18 protein-coding genes are annotated in these 16,886 nt (G+C 41.6%); 7 read left to right on the top strand and 11 right to left on the bottom strand.

Annotated features, from left to right (window positions below; genetic code table 11):
• Positions 1–47: 47 nt before the first annotated feature.
• From V7654_RS13010 to V7654_RS12995, 4 genes are all read right to left on the bottom strand, one after another.
• Positions 48–317 (bottom strand): DUF1292 domain-containing protein, encoded by a 270-nt coding sequence (locus V7654_RS13010; RefSeq protein ID WP_335430792.1) that lies wholly within the window; start codon positions 315–317, stop codon positions 48–50.
• 89 nt (positions 318–406) lie between these two features.
• A complete protein-coding gene (locus V7654_RS13005) occupies positions 407–1,324 on the bottom strand; it encodes a CBASS cGAMP-activated phospholipase (RefSeq protein WP_335430790.1) in 918 nt (305 codons plus the stop codon).
• 120 nt (positions 1,325–1,444) lie between these two features.
• Positions 1,445–2,908: an alanine/glycine:cation symporter family protein gene (locus V7654_RS13000; RefSeq protein ID WP_335430788.1), complete on the bottom strand. Its 1,464-nt coding sequence runs from the start codon at positions 2,906–2,908 to the stop codon at positions 1,445–1,447.
• A gap of 162 nt (positions 2,909–3,070) precedes the next feature.
• On the bottom strand, positions 3,071–3,943 hold the full coding sequence (locus V7654_RS12995; protein WP_335430787.1) for a dimethylarginine dimethylaminohydrolase family protein: 873 nt from the start codon (positions 3,941–3,943) through the stop codon (positions 3,071–3,073).
• Between the two features lie 170 nt (positions 3,944–4,113).
• Here V7654_RS12995 and V7654_RS12990 point away from each other — a divergent pair, with 170 nt between their 5' ends.
• From V7654_RS12990 to V7654_RS12960, 7 genes are all read left to right on the top strand, one after another.
• Positions 4,114–4,257 carry a hypothetical protein gene (locus V7654_RS12990; RefSeq protein ID WP_335430785.1) on the top strand — a complete coding sequence of 48 codons (144 nt, stop codon included), beginning with the start codon at positions 4,114–4,116 and terminating at the stop codon, positions 4,255–4,257.
• Between the two features lie 15 nt (positions 4,258–4,272).
• Complete coding sequence (locus V7654_RS12985; RefSeq protein ID WP_335430784.1) at positions 4,273–4,425, top strand: Fur-regulated basic protein FbpA; 153 nt, start codon at positions 4,273–4,275, stop codon at positions 4,423–4,425.
• A 91-nt stretch (positions 4,426–4,516) separates the two neighbouring features.
• Entirely contained in the window at positions 4,517–4,840 is a 324-nt protein-coding gene (locus V7654_RS12980; RefSeq protein WP_335430783.1) for a MerR family transcriptional regulator, read from the top strand.
• A 240-nt stretch (positions 4,841–5,080) separates the two neighbouring features.
• Positions 5,081–6,403 carry an ammonium transporter gene (locus V7654_RS12975; RefSeq protein ID WP_335430782.1) on the top strand — a complete coding sequence of 441 codons (1,323 nt, stop codon included), beginning with the start codon at positions 5,081–5,083 and terminating at the stop codon, positions 6,401–6,403.
• Positions 6,404–6,493: 90 nt separating this feature from the next.
• The gene (locus tag V7654_RS12970) at positions 6,494–7,480 is read left to right on the top strand and encodes a DUF294 nucleotidyltransferase-like domain-containing protein (RefSeq protein WP_335430781.1); all 987 of its coding nucleotides are present in this window, start codon (positions 6,494–6,496) and stop codon (positions 7,478–7,480) included.
• Positions 7,467–8,201 carry an exonuclease domain-containing protein gene (locus tag V7654_RS12965; protein WP_335430780.1) on the top strand — a complete coding sequence of 245 codons (735 nt, stop codon included), beginning with the start codon at positions 7,467–7,469 and terminating at the stop codon, positions 8,199–8,201. Before V7654_RS12970 ends, V7654_RS12965 begins: the two co-directional genes overlap by 14 nt.
• Positions 8,202–8,346: 145 nt before the next feature.
• Positions 8,347–9,387 carry an LLM class flavin-dependent oxidoreductase gene (locus V7654_RS12960; RefSeq protein ID WP_335430779.1) on the top strand — a complete coding sequence of 347 codons (1,041 nt, stop codon included), beginning with the start codon at positions 8,347–8,349 and terminating at the stop codon, positions 9,385–9,387.
• A gap of 230 nt (positions 9,388–9,617) precedes the next feature.
• On the opposite strand, the gene hutG is transcribed toward V7654_RS12960, so the two are convergent.
• From hutG to V7654_RS12925, 7 genes are all read right to left on the bottom strand, one after another.
• On the bottom strand, positions 9,618–10,577 hold the full coding sequence (gene hutG, locus V7654_RS12955) for a formimidoylglutamase (protein ID WP_335430778.1): 960 nt from the start codon (positions 10,575–10,577) through the stop codon (positions 9,618–9,620).
• Positions 10,546–11,766 carry an imidazolonepropionase gene (gene hutI / locus V7654_RS12950; protein ID WP_335430903.1) on the bottom strand — a complete coding sequence of 407 codons (1,221 nt, stop codon included), beginning with the start codon at positions 11,764–11,766 and terminating at the stop codon, positions 10,546–10,548. The genes hutG and hutI overlap by 32 nt, the downstream gene beginning before the upstream one ends.
• A 143-nt stretch (positions 11,767–11,909) precedes the next feature.
• On the bottom strand, positions 11,910–13,571 hold the full coding sequence (gene hutU, locus V7654_RS12945; RefSeq protein WP_335430777.1) for a urocanate hydratase: 1,662 nt from the start codon (positions 13,569–13,571) through the stop codon (positions 11,910–11,912).
• A gap of 76 nt (positions 13,572–13,647) precedes the next feature.
• On the bottom strand, positions 13,648–15,180 hold the full coding sequence (gene hutH, locus V7654_RS12940; protein ID WP_335430776.1) for a histidine ammonia-lyase: 1,533 nt from the start codon (positions 15,178–15,180) through the stop codon (positions 13,648–13,650).
• Between the two features lie 105 nt (positions 15,181–15,285).
• A complete protein-coding gene (gene hutP, locus V7654_RS12935; RefSeq protein WP_335430774.1) occupies positions 15,286–15,723 on the bottom strand; it encodes a hut operon transcriptional regulator HutP in 438 nt (145 codons plus the stop codon).
• Between the two features lie 186 nt (positions 15,724–15,909).
• Positions 15,910–16,518 (bottom strand): branched-chain amino acid aminotransferase, encoded by a 609-nt coding sequence (locus V7654_RS12930; RefSeq protein ID WP_335430773.1) that lies wholly within the window; start codon positions 16,516–16,518, stop codon positions 15,910–15,912.
• A gap of 46 nt (positions 16,519–16,564) precedes the next feature.
• Positions 16,565–16,886, bottom strand: a 322-nt coding sequence (locus tag V7654_RS12925; protein WP_335430771.1) for a hypothetical protein, incomplete at its 5' end; no start/stop codon positions are given.

The raw sequence follows: 16,886 nt of genomic DNA, 5'->3' as shown, positions 1-16,886 counted from the left end.
GTTTGTCTACAGTCTGAACGGAGAGCAATAAAGCTCTCCGTTCTCTGCTATTCCTCTTCACTCACCATATCATCAAATGCAGATGATACCTTTTCAAACTCGTCATCTGAGTCAATTGCAACAAAATCGCCATCTTGATCGACTTTCAAAAAGAAGATATCGATGTCTTCATCAGTTTCTTCCTGTAGATCTTCTACGAAACTGACAGCAACATAATCTGTCCCTTCAATGGTAACTGTACCAATTACCTCTACCTCAAGTTCCTCTTCATTTTCATCACTTATTGTAAAAACTTCGCCAACTTCGATTTTATCCATCATCCAATCCCCTCTCAATATATTGTTACACTCAAAAATAGTATTTCTTAACTCTTTATTCCCGATACAATGATAAAGGTAACACAAGTTTATTGATTCTCTAACAAAAATGCATCAATCTCCCTTTTCCGGTCTTGAAAAACCTGTTTGCCAAGCTGCTTCATTTCTGTCATAAAGCTTACATCATCAAAAGGGATTTCTTCTGATAATTCTCTATTTAGTCGTAAATAGTGGCCCCCGAGTAACAGGCGGCAATGGTAAGAAACGGATTCGGAAGACAAATCCATTGCGAGATCCAGAAGCTTTGGGGTGACCTTCATCGAAGGAAATTGGAACGGCAGCCATTGCCGGACACCCCAATATCTTTTTTTATCCATTTGAAAATCTATCCTTTGCTGTCCTGTTCCTATAGAAAGGATTTTTATATCCGTAAGCTCAGCTTTGAAATGGTGTAAAGCCTCTGTCACACATACCAGCGAGGGATTATTCGCCCATAGTCCTCCATCAATCGATAAGTATTGATTGTTTACATTGTTGGGAGGAAAGTAGATCGGTGCTGAGCAAGAAGATAGAACGGCATCCCATAATTTAACGTTTAACACCTCTTTTTCGGAAAATCCATAAGCTGATCGATGAACATACGGTTTGCCATGCGTAATATCAACTGCAGGTATGATCAGAGGCTTACTTATATCTCCAAGCACTATTTCACCAAATGCTTTTTTCAATAGCCTGCGCAAGTATCGATCGCTATACACGCTTTTGAATAGCCCAACCTTTGCTTTCCGCACAAAGATTTTCTCCCCATAACTAAGATAGCTTTCCATTACTTTATCCATTTTCGTACTCAATGCAGCAGACGAAGCTATAATCGATCCAGTACTTGTCCCAGCAATAACATCGAATAATTCCGCAACCGGTTTTTGGTATTCTTCTTCAATCGCCTGTAAAATCGCAATGGGAAATACGCCTCTTATTCCACCACCATCTATGCAAAGCATTTTCATGTTAATCCCCCGATATTACTCATTGTCAATATCAGCCTTCCCTAGATATGGAAACAATATAATTGAATATATATAAAAGCAGAGCCGATCATATCGATCGGCTCTGCCTATTAGGAAACCTTATGAAACTTTTTCTTTTTCACGATCAAATGTATATTCTTCTTCCCAATATTCTGCATTTTTAATGCCGAGCTTCTTGGAATTGAAAACTGGATCCAAACCTTGCTTTTTTTGCGCTTCGTAATCTTTAAGAGCAATTAAAGCTGGCTTTGCGAGAAGGACAATGGCAACTAAATTCAGCCACACCATGATTCCTAAACCAGCATCACCCATTGCCCAGGCAAGTGATGCTTCCTTGACTGCTCCATAGAAGGTTGCAGCAAGGATGACTACTTTAAGAATAAACATTGGAACCTTGCCATCTTTACCTCTTAGAAGGTAAGCGATGTTCGTTTCAGCCATATAATAATACGCCATGATTGTTGTGAAAGCGAAGAAGAATAAAGCCACAGCAACAAATTCAGCTCCAAATCCAGGGATAACAGCGTCAACAGCCGCCTGTGTATAACCCGGTCCAGCTTCTACTCCTGGCAATTTTTCTACCAAGAATGTCTTGCCATCTGCGCCTACAGTATTGAACATGCCTGTAAATAAAATCATGAACGCAGTGGCTGAACATACAAAAAGTGTATCAATATAAACTGAGAACGCTTGAACAAGACCCTGTTTTGCAGGGTGGGAAACTTCAGCCGCAGCCGCAGCATGTGCTCCTGTACCTTGTCCAGCTTCGTTGGAATAGATTCCCCGTTTTACTCCCCACGCAATTGCGCTTCCGAGAATACCTCCGAACATGGAGTCAGCACCGAATGCACTTTTAAAGATAAGAGCGAAAACAGCTGGAAGTTCAGTGATGTTCATACCAATGATTACAAGGGCAACAAGGATGTAACCAATAGCCATAAATGGCACGGTGTATTGAGCAACAGTCGCAATCCTTTTTACGCCGCCAAAAATAATGGCACCTAAAAACAGAACAATAATTAAACCAGTAACTGTTTTGCTTACACCAAAGGCATTCTCTACTCCAATTGCGATTGAATTAGACTGGATTCCTGGCATTAAAAGGGCCATTGCCAAAAGGGCAGAAATAGCAAAAGCGATTGCAAACCATCTGATTCCAAGACCTTTTTCAATGTAATATGCAGGACCGCCTCTATATAGTCCATCTTGCTTAACTTTATAGATTTGCGCAAGTGTTGACTCTACAAAAGCACTGCTTGCCCCAATGAAGGCGATTGCCCACATCCAGAAAACAGCTCCAGGTCCTCCCATTGCAATAGCTGTAGCCGTACCAGCGATATTACCTGTTCCAACGCGGCCAGAAAGAGCGATAGATAATGCCTGGAATGATGAAACACCCGCTTCAGAACTTTTTCCTTGGAACATTAGCATAACCATGTCTTTAATATGTCTTACTTGTAAAAACCTTGTCAGGATCGAGAAGATTAAACCGATACCAAGAATGGTGTAAATAAACGGTGTACTCCACAAAATCCCATTTAACCAAGAAACAAATGCCTCCAAGTGAATCCCCCTTTGCTGTTTTAAGATTCTTGCTATTTAGAATCATAAGATAATATTGCTTATTGGACAATTATTATGTGATATAAAACAGTTCACTATATCTTTATCTGTACAAAAACACACCCTTTTACCTAAGTAAAAGGGTGTGTTTTCCATTTGTATTCAAATTACGGAATCCTCTTCTTCACGCAGGATTGGAAGTGTACAACATCTAAATGAACCGCCAGATTTAATGATTTCTGTTATATCTACTTCAATTACTTCAAACCCCTTACTTCGAAGCTTTTCATTGACTCCTTTGTTAACGGGCAGGCTTAGAATACACTTGTTCCCAACAGACAGAACGTTCGTTCCAAGAGTGAATTGTTCTTCTTCAGTCACATCAATAAGTTCATATCGAGAACTGAATAATGTAATGTCCTGCTCTGTCAGAGCCTTGCGGTAAATGAGTGCCACATCGGGTGATACTATATTAAAGACACAATCCAAATGAAGATATTCTGCCTTGAAATGAACTGGCTTTACTTCATATTGCGAAAGTAATCCTTGTAAATGATCCACAGCATTTTGATTTGTACGATTGCTCAGACCGATATAAATAGTATCACGATCAATGATGACATCGCCGCCCTCGATTTGGTCACCAAGTAAATTGTAATAAGAAATCCCCTCGTCCTCTAGCCATTGTTTCAATACATCTTCTTCACCTTTACGGATATCACTTGCCATTTCAGCAACAAATATGGTCTGACCAAGAGTGAAGCCTATATCCCTTGTGAACACCTGCTCGGGATACTTTTTGTGATATGGAAGCAATATGACCTCAACTCCGATTTTCCGGAGGGTGCTTACAAAATTGTTATGCTGTTCTAATGCTCTTTCAATATGTATGCCCTCATCCTTGAAGTGTTTTTGTGTTTCATTGATTACCTCGCGAATTGTCATATACTGCGGCTGGCACAAAATGACTTTTTTTAGCACATCATATTCATTTCTCACAAACCCTCTATTATCTGACTGGCTGATCTGTTCCATATTCATTCCTCCTATCGACACATCGTTTGTAGGTTTTCCTTATTTTTACTTAATCATTACTCTCAAGGCAAAAGTTCGGTGAGAAATTCTTACACATTTGCTGACGCTAATGGGAAAATACCTTACGATTATGAAAATAAATAACATAATAAGGAAATGAGGCACTGTCTATGAAATTTCAAAATGACTTTAGTTTGGCACAATTAATTGTACTGCTCGACGTTCTGAGGGATGAATTATATGAGGAACTGCTGAAAAGTCGAGGAAACCAGGCACAGATCATTTTAAGAAGTGTTCAAAACGAAATTTCTTAAAGGAGGAATATAAAGATGTCAATGCATTTACGGTCTGCTATTGAAAGACTAAAGGATCATTATATTCATTATTTGATGAAGTCAGGATTTACTGACGCAACCGAAGATGAATTAAAGAAATTTACTATTACCGAATTAAAGAATCTAACAGATAACTTTGCAAAATAATTTTGAATAGATAAAATTCTTTGTCAAATCTAGTTTCATGTGAGAAAATATAACATAAAATACATTAACATAGTGAAACGTGGTGAAACATATGGCAAACGAAGCGTCTTATAAAGATAAAAAAGTGATTACAATCGGAATCGTAAAGGAGTTGACAGGCCTTTCAGAGCGGCAAATCCGATATTATGAGGAAAGAAAATTAATATTCCCTGACAGGACGCCAGGCGGCAGCCGAAGGTATTCATTTGCTGATGTTGAACAATTAGTCGAGATTGCAAATAAAATAGAAGATGGTGTCCAAACATACGAAATCCGACAGGAAATGATCCGTGAAAAGAAACGCACTGATGAAGCTGCCCATAAAAAGATGATCCAGGGACAGCTGAATGCCCGCTTTGGAATAAAGAAATATTAATTTATGAATTTTTTCAAATTCTAACCCCCTTTGTGGGGTTTTTTCTTTTTCGCTGGCTATGTAAAAGCTTAACTACTCTATTGGTTGAAGTGTTAGGTGAGGAGCTGATGCAGGAAGCAACGGTAGGTTAAACACTCTTTTCACCAAAAACCACGTTAGATTTTCTTACATGAATATAGAAACCTTACAAAATACATGCGAGAATACAAATTACATTCAAGTTTTGAAAGGGGAGCCATTATGGATACTTTATTTTTAATGAACAGTCTTTGGGTCATGATTGCCGCAGTACTTGTTATTTTAATGTTGGGAGGATTCATCCTGCTGGAAACAGGATCGACAAGGATGAAGAATGCTGGTCATATTGCTGGAAAAACCATTTTAACCTTTGGTATTTCTTCTCTCGTGTTCTGGGCTGTCGGCTATGGGTTAATATTTGGAGAAGGGAATTCAATCATTGGTTTTTCTGACTTTTTCTATTCCGGATATGATATCGAGGGCCTTAGTCTTTCTGGATCTGTTTTCTTTTTATTCCAGTTAGCTTTTGCTGGCATTTCTTTAACTATCGCTTTTGGTGGATTTGCAGAACGAGCGAAATTATCTGTATACCTAGTATTCGCGCTGTTATTTTCGGTTTTAGTCTACCCCTTCATCGCACATTGGATTTGGGGTGGCGGCTGGCTGGCTGAACATGGTAAACAGGACTTTGCCGGATCAACCGTCGTACATCTTACAGGAGCGATGGCAGCACTCGCAGCTACTATCCTATTGAAGCCTCGCATGGGAAAATTCAACAAGGACGGCTCAGCTAACAACATCGAGGGTCATAACCAGGTCTTCACTGCATTAAGTGTCCTGTTGCTTTGGGTTGGCTGGTTCGGCTTTAATGCTGGGAGCACTGTTTCTGTTGACGGAGCATTCTTTGGCTTTGTAGCACTTAATACTAATCTTGCAGCCGCTGCAGGAACAGTCGCAGCTATGTTGATTTCCTGGATTGTAGTCGGCAAGGCAGATGTACCTATGATGCTGAATGGAGCATTAGCTGGACTTGTAGCCATTACGGCATCTTGTGCATTTGTTGACACTTGGGCTGCTGTTGTCATTGGCCTAATCGCAGGAATCCTTGTATTCTATAGCATTCGTTTCTTTGAAAGCAGAAAGATCGACGACCCTATCTTTGCATTATCAGTTCATGGTACTGCAGGGGTTTGGGGTACTTTATCAACAGGTTTTTTCGCAACACCTGAGCTGGCTTCTGTTGGAAAGCCGGGTCTATTTTACGGCGGCGGTTTTGAACAATTGGGAGTCCAGGCAATGGGAGTTGCAGCATGCGCGGCATTCGCATTCGTTGTTTCATATATCATCCTGGCACTCATGAAAGGATCAATGAAAGGGCTTCGTGTAACAGAAGAAGAAGAAATCATCGGCCTCGACATGAGTGAGCATGGCAGCTATGGATATCCAGAACTCGTTAATTCTGCTTTAACCAAAAATGGAGAAAACGTAAAAACTGGAACCCATACTGTACCGTTGAAACCACAACAGCAGACATCGATTAATTAATTTATTGATAGTAATATTGAAATACGGCGGTCCCGCTTTCCGGGGCCTGCCGTCTTTGTATTTTCAGGAACTTAGGGGGAAGAATGTCAGATGGAATTTACAAGTTATGATCAAATAAATGATTTTCGTTTACAGGGAATCGCGCTTGCCTCACGGAACAATGATGACCTGAATGAATTTCACGACCAGATTTACGAACTTGTTATCTCTTTAGCATTAAGGCGTATGAACATGAGTTATGGTGATCCTCCCTCCATTTTTACTTTCTTTGTCATGGGAAGTGCCGGCAGATTTGAGCAATCGATTTGGAGTGACCAGGATCATGGAATAGTATTTGAGGCTAATAATGATGAATCAAAAAAATATTTTATTAATCTAGGTCAGGAAATATCCGATGGTCTTGAACTAGCTGGATATTCGAAATGCTCTGGCGGAGTAATGGCAGGCAATTCATTGTGGTGCAAACCTATGACAGAATGGAAAACCCAAATCCATAAGTGGGCAGCTGACTCATCCTGGGAATCAATCCGGTATTTATTAATTTTTGCAGATGCACGTCCACTTTACGGTGCAGCTTCTCTCCTTTCAAGCCTTAAAAAGGGATACTTTTCTTCTATCGAGGAAGAACACCTAATAAAAAGAATGCTGCAAAATACTATGCATTTTAAAAAGGGTGTTGGTGTCCTTGGACAGTTGCTGGTCGAAACGCATGGAACATTTTCTGGATCAATCAACCTTAAAGACACGGCCTTTTTTCCGTATGTAAATGCCGCCAGGCTCCTAGCATTAAACGAGAAAATCACAGAAAGCTCAACACTTTCCAGGTTTAATCTTATTTCACAATATGCGCTGCCATCAGACGAGAGCAAATTTTTTGCAAACAACTTCTCAAGACTACTAGATTTCCGGCTGCATCATGGCAATCATTATAATTACGAAACGGGCCACTATGTAAATGGAGAAAAACTGACCAAATCGGAAAGAAAAGAGTTAAAAGAAATTTTAAAAACTGGCGAACTGTTGTATTTCAAAGTCAGAGGCCTGATTGAAAAGGAAAATCACAATGGGTATGAATGATATGGTGCGCTTTGTAAGACAAATGTCTGGCAAACTTGGTTCGAATATATATGCAGGATTACAGCCTCAAACGAACGCTCAGCAAATTTCATTTATCAGGCAGCTGCAAAAAGAAATGAAACAAAAAAACAGCCTCGATTGCCATTTGGATGAGTTGTCTGTTGTCGTCTTTGATCTAGAAACAACCGGATTTTTTCCTGAGAAAGGAGATAAAGTTATATCCATTGGAGCAGTCAAAATGACCGGAAGCCAAATACATGAGAAAGATGTATTTTATTCATTAATTAAAACTGATACCCCAATTCCTATAGAGATATCGAAATTAACCAATATTGTTAATGAGCAGCTTGAAGGTGCGCCCGAAGCAAAGGATGTCCTGATCGACTTCTTTAATTTCATCGGAAGTTCAATATTGGTTGCACATCACGCAAAACACGAGCAAGCATTCATGAAAAAAATTACCTTAGAACTGCTTCGCGTCAGTTTTGAACACCGAATCATAGACACTTCATTCTTAGTCAGGCTAGCAAATCCTCTCTTTCAGTCCTCGGCATTAGAACAGATTTGCCATGATTGCGGAATTGAAGTGACAGATCGGCATCATGCTTTAGCAGACGCTAAAATGGCTGCTCAAATATGGGCATTTTTTTTAAAGAAAGCACAGGACCAGGGCTACAATAACCTTCGGGAAGTATATGAGCATCTTTCAAGGCAAAGATAGATTTCTCAGCTTCCCTTTTCTTCCTCGTTCCTTCCCCATTCCATTATCTCCAAACATATTATTTTGATTAACGAAAGATAATTGGTACTATTGATTTGAAAACCGCAGGGAATAGTAACTATCATTACTGCGTATTTATTTTTCAATGAAAGTAGATGAAAAAATGACAAACGGAAAATCATTAAACAACATTAAATATTCAGTACTTGATTTGTCTCCGATTCTTCAGGGAGGCTCAGCATCCGACTCATTTAAAAATACACTTGACCTCGCCCAGCACGCCGAAAAATGGGGCTATAACCGTTATTGGCTGGCAGAGCACCATAATATGCCTGGAATTGCTAGTTCTGCAACATCGGTTGTAATAGGACATGTGGCAGCAGGTACTTCCACTATACGTGTTGGATCAGGCGGGATCATGCTTCCTAACCATGCGCCACTCGTAATCGCAGAACAATTCGGGACGCTGGAATCACTTTTCCCTGGAAGAATCGATCTTGGACTTGGACGGGCTCCAGGAACCGACCAAGTGACCGCATACGCTTTAAGGCGCGAACGGCGAAGTGATGGACAGGATTTCCCTGAGCAATTAGACGAACTGCGTGCTTATTTTAATCCGGAATTAGATTCACAATACCGGAGTGTTCGGGCTATTCCTGGAGAAGGACTTAACATCCCGATATGGCTTTTAGGTTCAAGCGGCTATAGTGCCCAATTGGCAGGTCAGTTGGGATTGCCATTCTCATTTGCAAGTCATTTCTCACCAGAAAACACATTAGGAGCTCTTAAGCTATACCGAAGAAGCTTCCAACCATCAGATATTCTCAAAGAGCCATATGCAATGGTCGGAGTGAATGTCATAGCTGCAGAAACAGATCAGGAGGCAGAATTTCTTGCTACATCCATGCAACAGCAATTCCTAAACTTGTTCAGGAACAATCCAAGTCCACTACTTCCTCCTGTAGAAAATATGGATCAACAGCTTAGCGATTATGAAAAGATGTTGCTTGACAGCCGCATTGGCTCTTCAATAGTTGGAAGTCCGCAAACAGTAAAAGAAAAGCTGCAACAATTCCTGGATGAGACTCAGGCGGATGAGATGATCATTAACGCCCAGATTTACGATCACGACGCAAGGCTGAAATCATTTGAAATTGTATCAACGGTTTTTAAAGAGAAGGAATAACAATATATAACTGCACAAGAAGGAGAAGAATCTTTTAATGGATTCTTCTCCTTTTATTGTTTTATAAGTATTGGGTATTCTATTTCACAGTTAAGTGTGATGGATTGGCCTATAGGACTATTTGGTATCCAAAATTCACTCATTCCATTGCTGCCACTGGACAAGCTTATCCGTGAGTTTTAAAGTCGTCATTTAACCAACTTGTAGAAAATAAACGGCTTCAGGCTGTTTTATTCAAACGTTTTATTCTTGCTATACATAAACTTAAGCATAGCTGCTGCTGCAAGCCTGCTGGTAATATCCCGAAAATCCTTTGATGGATCAATTTCTACTATGTCCATCGCTTTTACTTTTTCATGTGAAGCAGATACTGAAATGCTAGTAAGCAATTCCCTGCTAGTGATTCCGCCTGGTCCAATTGCTGGACAACCTGGGGCGAACGCCTGGTCCACTACGTCCATATCAACAGATAAATAGATTATGTCTACTAGTTTAGATAATCTCTCTAGTTCTTTTTTTATGATTGCCACGATACCAGTCATTTCAACATCTGCCATCGTATAAACAGAAATACCTTTTTCCTTTGTGTAATCATGATATTTTTTTGCATTAGCAAAATCACGGATGCCAATCTGCACCAGATGCTCCCCTTTTAAATAACCGCCCTCAATAAGGCTTCTGAATGGAGTTCCATTCGTCCTTCCACCATCCTCCAAATTCCTTACATCATGGTGCGCATCCCATTGAATCACGCCTATTTCCCCGAAGCTTTCCTGAAATGCGCGGATAGAAGGATAGCTGACTCCATGGTCCCCGCCAAGCATGATATACCGTCCGCAGACATTTTTATCAAGCATTTCTTTAACACTCAAATGAAGGCGGGCAATCGATTCCTCCATATCTGTTGGATGGGTCATTACATCACCAAAGTCTATAATTCTTACATCTTCGAAATCTGTATCTCGCTCTCCTGAAAAAGTTGAAAAACTGTTTAAGCTGGCCCTGATCGTTTTCGGGGCATCAGATGCCTGAGATAAGGATATAGATGTTTTGGAAAAAGGGAGACCAATTAATCCAATCTCACCTTTTTCACCTTCTTTATATGGAAAAAGACACTCATTTACCTTTGTGACAAACTGGTCCTTAAATACGGCTGATTTACCTGGCTGAAGATAGCTGAATTTCTCCATAAGGCTTCCTCTCCCACAGTTTGCTGCCTGAATGATAGACACTTTGCACATGATTGACGCCAAAATGATAAGGGACATATTTGTAGTTCGGAACATCCCAAATGACAAAATTCGCTTTCCTTCCAATATCAAGCGTTCCAGCTTCTGCGCCTTTCCCAATAGCATGTGCGGCATTTGCTGTTACCGCATTCCAAATCTCCTCAGCAGACATTTTAAGTTTTAAAGCCGCGAGAGACATAATTAATTGCAGATTTTCCGTTACACAGCTGCCAGGGTTGAAATCGGTAGCCAAAGCAACAGCCGCTCCTTCGTCAATCATTTTTCTTGCTCTGGCATAATGGTCTTTTCCCAAGTAAAAAGTAGTGCCAGGAAGAAGTACCGCGACCGTATTGCTTTTACTTAATCGATCAATGCCTTCGTCTGAAGCAGCAACTAAATGGTCCGCACTTGCCGCTTCTAAGAATGCCGCCAATTCAGCTCCACCCAAAGGATCAATTTCATCCGCATGAATTTTCAAGCCAATTCCCTTTTCCTTTGCCTTTTGTAAAAACCGTCTTGATTGCTCGATTGTGAAGACACCTGTCTCACAAAAGATATCAACGAACTCTGCTAGTTCATATTCTTTAATTTCATCAAGTAAATCGGCCATTTCCGTTAGGAATTCATCTTCTTTTCCCTTATAGGCAGGCGGGACAGCATGTGCCCCCAGAAACGTTGATACAATTGAAATAGGATACTTTTCTTTAAGTCTCTTAACAACCCTCAGTTGTTTTAATTCTGTTTCTGGATCCAATCCATAACCGCTCTTTGCTTCGAGAGTGGTGACACCGTGGGAAATCATCCTTTCCAAATGGAAAGATGCTTTTTCAAATAGTTCTTCCTCTGTAGCATTTTTGGTTGAGCCCACTGTAGATAAAATTCCGCCACCCTTTGCCAGGATTTCTAAGTACGGCACTCCCGCCTGTTTCAAGGAAAGCTCATGTTCTCGAGAACCACCAAAAACTAAATGAGTATGCGGATCAACCAAGCCAGGAGAAACGACCTTGCCATTAGCGTTTACACGTTCATTTGCACTAAAACTAGCGGCTTCCGCATCAAGGCCAGCCCAGGCGACTTTCCCATCCTTTACCCCTATTGCCGCATTTTCCATAATATTGATCTGCTTCATTTCCTGGCCCTTCAATGGCATATCAGAGCCTTTCGGTAAAATTAGCTGTCCGATATTGTGTACAAGTAAATCGAATTCCAATCCTGCTCAACCCTTTCTTTTTTCGAATAATGATCGGTGTCAAATCCAGACAAACTTCACTATCTCATCTTGATATATAAACTTTAGGGAAGCATAGGGATATCGACACCTTTTTCCTTTGCTGTTTCGATTGCCTTTTCATATCCAGCATCCACATGACGGACAACACCCATGCCAGGATCTGTTGTCAGCACTCTTCTTAGGCGTTCTTCGGCAAGGTCGGTGCCATCTGCAACTACGACCATTCCCGCATGAAGAGAATAACCCATGCCTACACCGCCGCCATGATGGACAGAAATCCATGATCCCCCTGCGGCTACGTTAATAAGCGCGTTCAAGATTGCCCAGTCCCCAACTGCGTCACTGCCATCCTTCATTGCTTCAGTTTCACGGTTAGGTGAGGCAACTGATCCGCTATCCAAATGATCTCGGCCGATGACGATCGGTGCTTTTAATTCCCCCTTGCGCACCAATTCATTGATTGCGAGACCCATTTTCACACGTTCCCCATAACCAAGCCAGCAAATGCGGGCAGGCAGCCCCTGAAACTCTACCTTTTCCTGAGCCATATCAATCCAGCGCTGCAGCGGCTCATTTTCTGGGAAAAGCTCTTTAATCAACTTATCTGTACGGTGAATGTCCGCAGGGTCTCCAGATAGAGCAGCCCAGCGGAAAGGTCCTTTACCTTCACAGAAAAGCGGACGGATATAGGCAGGTACAAAACCTGGGAAATCAAAGGCGTGCTCCTCGCCATTGTCTTTGGCAACCTGGCGGATATTGTTACCGTAGTCGAACGTGACCGCTCCCTTGCGCTGGAATTCAAGCATAGCCGCTACATGCTTAGTCATTGAGAAGGATGATTGCTTAACATATTCCTTCGGGTCTTCCTTGCGTAGTGTTGCAGCTTCCTCCAATGAAAGGCCAACAGGAATATACCCATTTAAAGGGTCATGTGCAGAAGTCTGGTCTGTCACAATATCAACCTTGAAGTTTCTCTGTAGCAATTCAAGATGCAGCTCTGCAGCATTCCCTACGAGTCCAATCGACAACGCTTCCCCTTTATGCTTGGCATCCGTTGCCCACTCAATTGCTTCATCAATCGAATAGGTCATCCGATCACAGTAACGAGTATCAATGCGCTTTTGTATTCTCGCAGGATCAATTTCAACTGCGATACAAACGCCATCATTCATTGTCACTGCTAAAGTCTGAGCGCCACCCATACCTCCTAAGCCTGCTGTTAATGTAATCGTGTTCTTTAATGAACCTCCAAAATGCTGCCTGGCAACCTCTGCGAATGTTTCGTATGTCCCTTGAAGGATTCCCTGTGAACCTATATAGATCCAGCTGCCAGCAGTCATTTGGCCATACATCATCAATCCTTTTTGATCAAGTTCATGGAAATGCTCCCAGTTTGCCCACTTTGGTACCAATACAGAATTGGATAATAACACTCTCGGGGCAGCTCTATGTGTTTTAAAAACAGCCACTGGCTTACCTGATTGGATCAGCATCGTTTCGTCGTTTTCCAGTCGGCGAAGTGTATCAACAATTGCATCAAAAGCTTCCCAGTTTCTTGCTGCTTTACCGATGCCGCCGTAAACAACTAGTTCTTCAGGATTTTCAGCCACCTCAGGATCTAAATTGTTGTATAGCATCCTTAATGCTGCTTCTTGCTCCCAGCCTTTACATTCAAGTTCAAGACCCTTTTTTGCTCTGATATTTCTTTTAGCTTCGATTGTCATGTTTCCCACTCCTTCGTTTTTATATGAATTATAGAAATATAGAAATATTGAAAAATAGAATTATCGCTTTAAGTTTTTATCTTTCGAAAACGAGGTTCCCTTCATTCTCTTTTATAGCTGTCCATTGCCTATTATTTTTTTTTAGCCAATCTGCCAGCCTCTCGATGTCCTCTGAAAATATGCGATCCTCTGTAATAGAAGGGACAATTTTTCTGGCATCCTCGTAGAAAGTTCTTGTTTGCGGTGACATTTTATCAACTCCACGGTACTGCACAGCCTGTAGTGCACAGATGCATTCAATCGCCAGTACACGCCTAACATTTTGAATAATATTATGGGCATGGCGTGCAGCGATCGTCCCCATGCTTACATGGTCTTCCTGGTTTGCTGAGGAAGGAATGGAATCTACACTTGCTGGGTGGGCAAGTGTCTTGTTTTCCGAAACTAATGATGCCGCACTGTATTGCATGATCATGGCGCCGGATTGCAGCCCTGGCTGCGGACTTAGAAATGGCGGCAAATCGTTTAACTGGGGATTTACAAGTCGTTCTATCCTGCGTTCAGAAATGCTCGCAAATTCCGCTACAGCAATTTTCATAAAGTCCATTGCAATGGCGATCGGCTGGCCGTGGAAATTACCGCCAGATATGACAGTTTCGCCTCCATCAAAAATCAATGGATTGTCAGTCGCTGCGTTCATCTCAATCTCCAGTTTTTCTTTTACGTAATCAAGCGCCTGCCAGGAAGCACCATGTACCTGTGGAATACATCTTAATGAGTACGCATCCTGAACCCTTTTTTCCCCTTGCCTTGTTATCAGTTTGCTGCCTGACAGCAGGCCTCTCATACGCTCTGCAACATCCATCTGCTGCTTGTAGCCGCGCGCCTCATGGATCGCAGGATGAAATGCATCAATAACGCCCTCCAGACCTTCCAGTGTAAGAGCAGCAATCCATTCAGACTGGCAGGCAATATTATTTGCCTCAATCCAGTTCACAACACCCATCGCTGTCATCGCCTGTGTCCCATTTATCAAGGCCAAACCTTCTTTAGCCTGTAAAACGATGGGCTCAAGGCCTTTCTGTTTGTACACTTCCCCTGTCTTCCTTACTTCTCCCTGGTAAAAGACCTTACCTTCCCCAAGCAGGACGAGCGCGAGATGCGATAATGGGGCGAGGTCTCCGGAAGCACCCAGTGATCCTTGCTGGGGAACGACTGGATGAATTTTAAGGTTGAGAAGTTCTGTCAGTCGCTCGACAATCACTGGTCTAATTCCGGAAAATCCTTTGATGAGCGCATTTAGTCGAAGTAAAATCATGGCTCTGGAGACGACTTCAGGGAATGGCTCACCCACTCCGCAGGCATGCGATCGGATCAAGTTTAACTGCAGAGCATTTACATCATGTTCCTCGATGATAACGTCACTGAATTTCCCAAAACCTGTATTGATTCCATAGATTGTACGTTTTTCGGCCACAATTTTGTCAACCGCAGCCCTGCTTTCTTCCACCTTCCGCATGCTGTCAGGACTGATCGTGACAACTTCTTCCTGGTAGCAAACCTGTTTAATTTGATCCAGCGTTAATGTTGACCCTGTTAAAACCACCATTTACACTAACCCCCCAATTAAATGATAAAATAAAAAGGAGACGACAATGGCATACTTAAACCATCATCGCCTCCTGCTGACTTGTGTACTATAGGCAATGTACAACTATATGTGATTGATTCCTAAGCCTACTGTTTCGTGTTCCGATCCTTTTACAGGAGCACCAATCGTTCCATAAAAAGCGACCGCAATCCATTCGCCTTCACTCTTATCTGTGAAAGGTGTTCCACGGACAACCGCAAACCGAAGGCCAACGGTCCTGCTCATCTCACCGATCGCAAGATGGCCTCTCGTTACTCCTTCCATTCCTTCCATGATCGCGTGGTAAAGTGCATGTGTTTCGCGGTATAAATTGGGATGAATGAGTTCATGGCGTTTGGCTGCTGTTTCCACTGCGGAAATCACCTTTTGCATATTCATCGATCCAACCTTGCCGATACAATAATTGACATCCTTTAGTGAAGGACTAAAAAAATCCATTTCTTCTTCTGTTAAGGATGCAAGCAGGATCGCTGTTTTACCAATCGCTATTCGGTTCCCCATAACAAACCCCGTTTTCTGAATTTTACCTATTAACTAATAACTAATATTAATTTTATGCGTACCACCCGCCGCTGTCAATGGTTATGGGAAATTTTAGTATTCTAATATAGTAGTATGATGACACACTAAAGCGTCTTCAGACTCTCAAATCCATGGAGATAACAAAAACGCCAAGCTGGCGTTTTGTTATTTATTGCCTTCTACCCATTCAGCAAGCTTGAAGAGAATACCGTAAATTAAAGTATACGCTTCACTGATTGTCATATCTTCCTGGTAGCCCTTCACACCATTAAGAGCAAAGTTAAGGCTCCAAATCCCTTCTTTGGAATCAAACATTAAATCAAAGCCTTCCCCCTCTCCCAGAAGGTTTTCTTTTAAGAATGAATTGATTGCAGAATCATATTTCTTTTGTAGTTTTAGGCCAAGCATGACATCATATGTGCCGAAAACATCATCAGCCTCAAAGCTTACTGCATCAACACCTACTATTTCCCACCACTCCGACTCGACATACATAAATTCATTTTTATGCTTTTGGAAATAGGTGATAGGCTGCCTGAAGAAATCTGCAGATTCTTCACCCAGGAACTCTTCTGTTTCTTTGTCTCCTCTTTCTAGATAAGCACCTTCAAATCGTTTTTCTGGCGGCAGTTCTGTGATGGGATGTTCTGCTCCTTCTAGAAGGCCGTTTTGATCTGCATATTCTTTTTCTTCACTATGTAATTCAATAGCACCTTTTGCAGATGCCTCATTGATCTTCCTGGCAAGATAAAGCTCCACTTGTTTTTTCAACATATTTACTTTCCCTCCATTTTCTTTCAGCTTCTATGTAAATCAATTTTTATATTGAATGTTTATTAACGAAATAGCAAATATTCTTCTTCAGTTTTCCCATAATCGAGAAAGATTTTCCTGCAGTATAGTCACATCCCCATACAAACCAATGCTTTTCCCCATATCCTGTTAATATCATCACCCACTCTATAAGAAAGGAGATGCTAATATGAATTACCATCATGATCATGACCATGACTGTGGATGCAAGAAGGAGAAACCGAAGAATAGGCACAGAAATGTGCATAAGCACAACGATCGCGATAAGCACAGCGATTGGGATAAGCACAACGATCGCGATAAGCACAATGATCGCGATAAGCACAGGG

Origin of the sequence: Bacillus sp. JJ1609 (genome assembly GCF_036967045.1) — a bacterium.
In the GTDB taxonomy this organism is placed as follows: domain Bacteria; phylum Bacillota; class Bacilli; order Bacillales; family Cytobacillaceae; genus Mesobacillus.
The sequence above is the reverse complement of the archived record's forward strand: the minus strand, read 5'-3'. Positions and strand labels throughout refer to the sequence as shown.

Bases quoted from the DNA above. Each gene is read 5' to 3' on its own strand.
- V7654_RS13010 (WP_335430792.1), bottom strand. From the start codon at position 317: ATGGATAAAATCGAAGTTGGCGAAGTTTTTACAATAAGTGATGAAAAT.
- V7654_RS13005 (WP_335430790.1), bottom strand. From the start codon at position 1,324: ATGAAAATGCTTTGCATAGATGGTGGTGGAATAAGAGGCGTATTTCCC.
- V7654_RS12995 (WP_335430787.1), bottom strand. From the start codon at position 3,943: ATGGAACAGATCAGCCAGTCAGATAATAGAGGGTTTGTGAGAAATGAA.
- V7654_RS12990 (WP_335430785.1), top strand. From the start codon at position 4,114: ATGAAATTTCAAAATGACTTTAGTTTGGCACAATTAATTGTACTGCTC.
- V7654_RS12985 (WP_335430784.1), top strand. From the start codon at position 4,273: ATGTCAATGCATTTACGGTCTGCTATTGAAAGACTAAAGGATCATTAT.
- V7654_RS12980 (WP_335430783.1), top strand. From the start codon at position 4,517: ATGGCAAACGAAGCGTCTTATAAAGATAAAAAAGTGATTACAATCGGA.
- V7654_RS12975 (WP_335430782.1), top strand. From the start codon at position 5,081: ATGGATACTTTATTTTTAATGAACAGTCTTTGGGTCATGATTGCCGCA.
- V7654_RS12970 (WP_335430781.1), top strand. From the start codon at position 6,494: ATGGAATTTACAAGTTATGATCAAATAAATGATTTTCGTTTACAGGGA.
- V7654_RS12965 (WP_335430780.1), top strand. From the start codon at position 7,467: ATGGGTATGAATGATATGGTGCGCTTTGTAAGACAAATGTCTGGCAAA.
- V7654_RS12960 (WP_335430779.1), top strand. From the start codon at position 8,347: ATGAAAGTAGATGAAAAAATGACAAACGGAAAATCATTAAACAACATT.
- hutG (WP_335430778.1), bottom strand. From the start codon at position 10,577: ATGGAGAAATTCAGCTATCTTCAGCCAGGTAAATCAGCCGTATTTAAG.
- hutI (WP_335430903.1), bottom strand. From the start codon at position 11,766: ATGCCATTGAAGGGCCAGGAAATGAAGCAGATCAATATTATGGAAAAT.
- hutU (WP_335430777.1), bottom strand. From the start codon at position 13,571: ATGACAATCGAAGCTAAAAGAAATATCAGAGCAAAAAAGGGTCTTGAA.
- hutH (WP_335430776.1), bottom strand. From the start codon at position 15,180: ATGGTGGTTTTAACAGGGTCAACATTAACGCTGGATCAAATTAAACAG.
- hutP (WP_335430774.1), bottom strand. From the start codon at position 15,723: ATGGGGAACCGAATAGCGATTGGTAAAACAGCGATCCTGCTTGCATCC.
- V7654_RS12930 (WP_335430773.1), bottom strand. From the start codon at position 16,518: ATGTTGAAAAAACAAGTGGAGCTTTATCTTGCCAGGAAGATCAATGAG.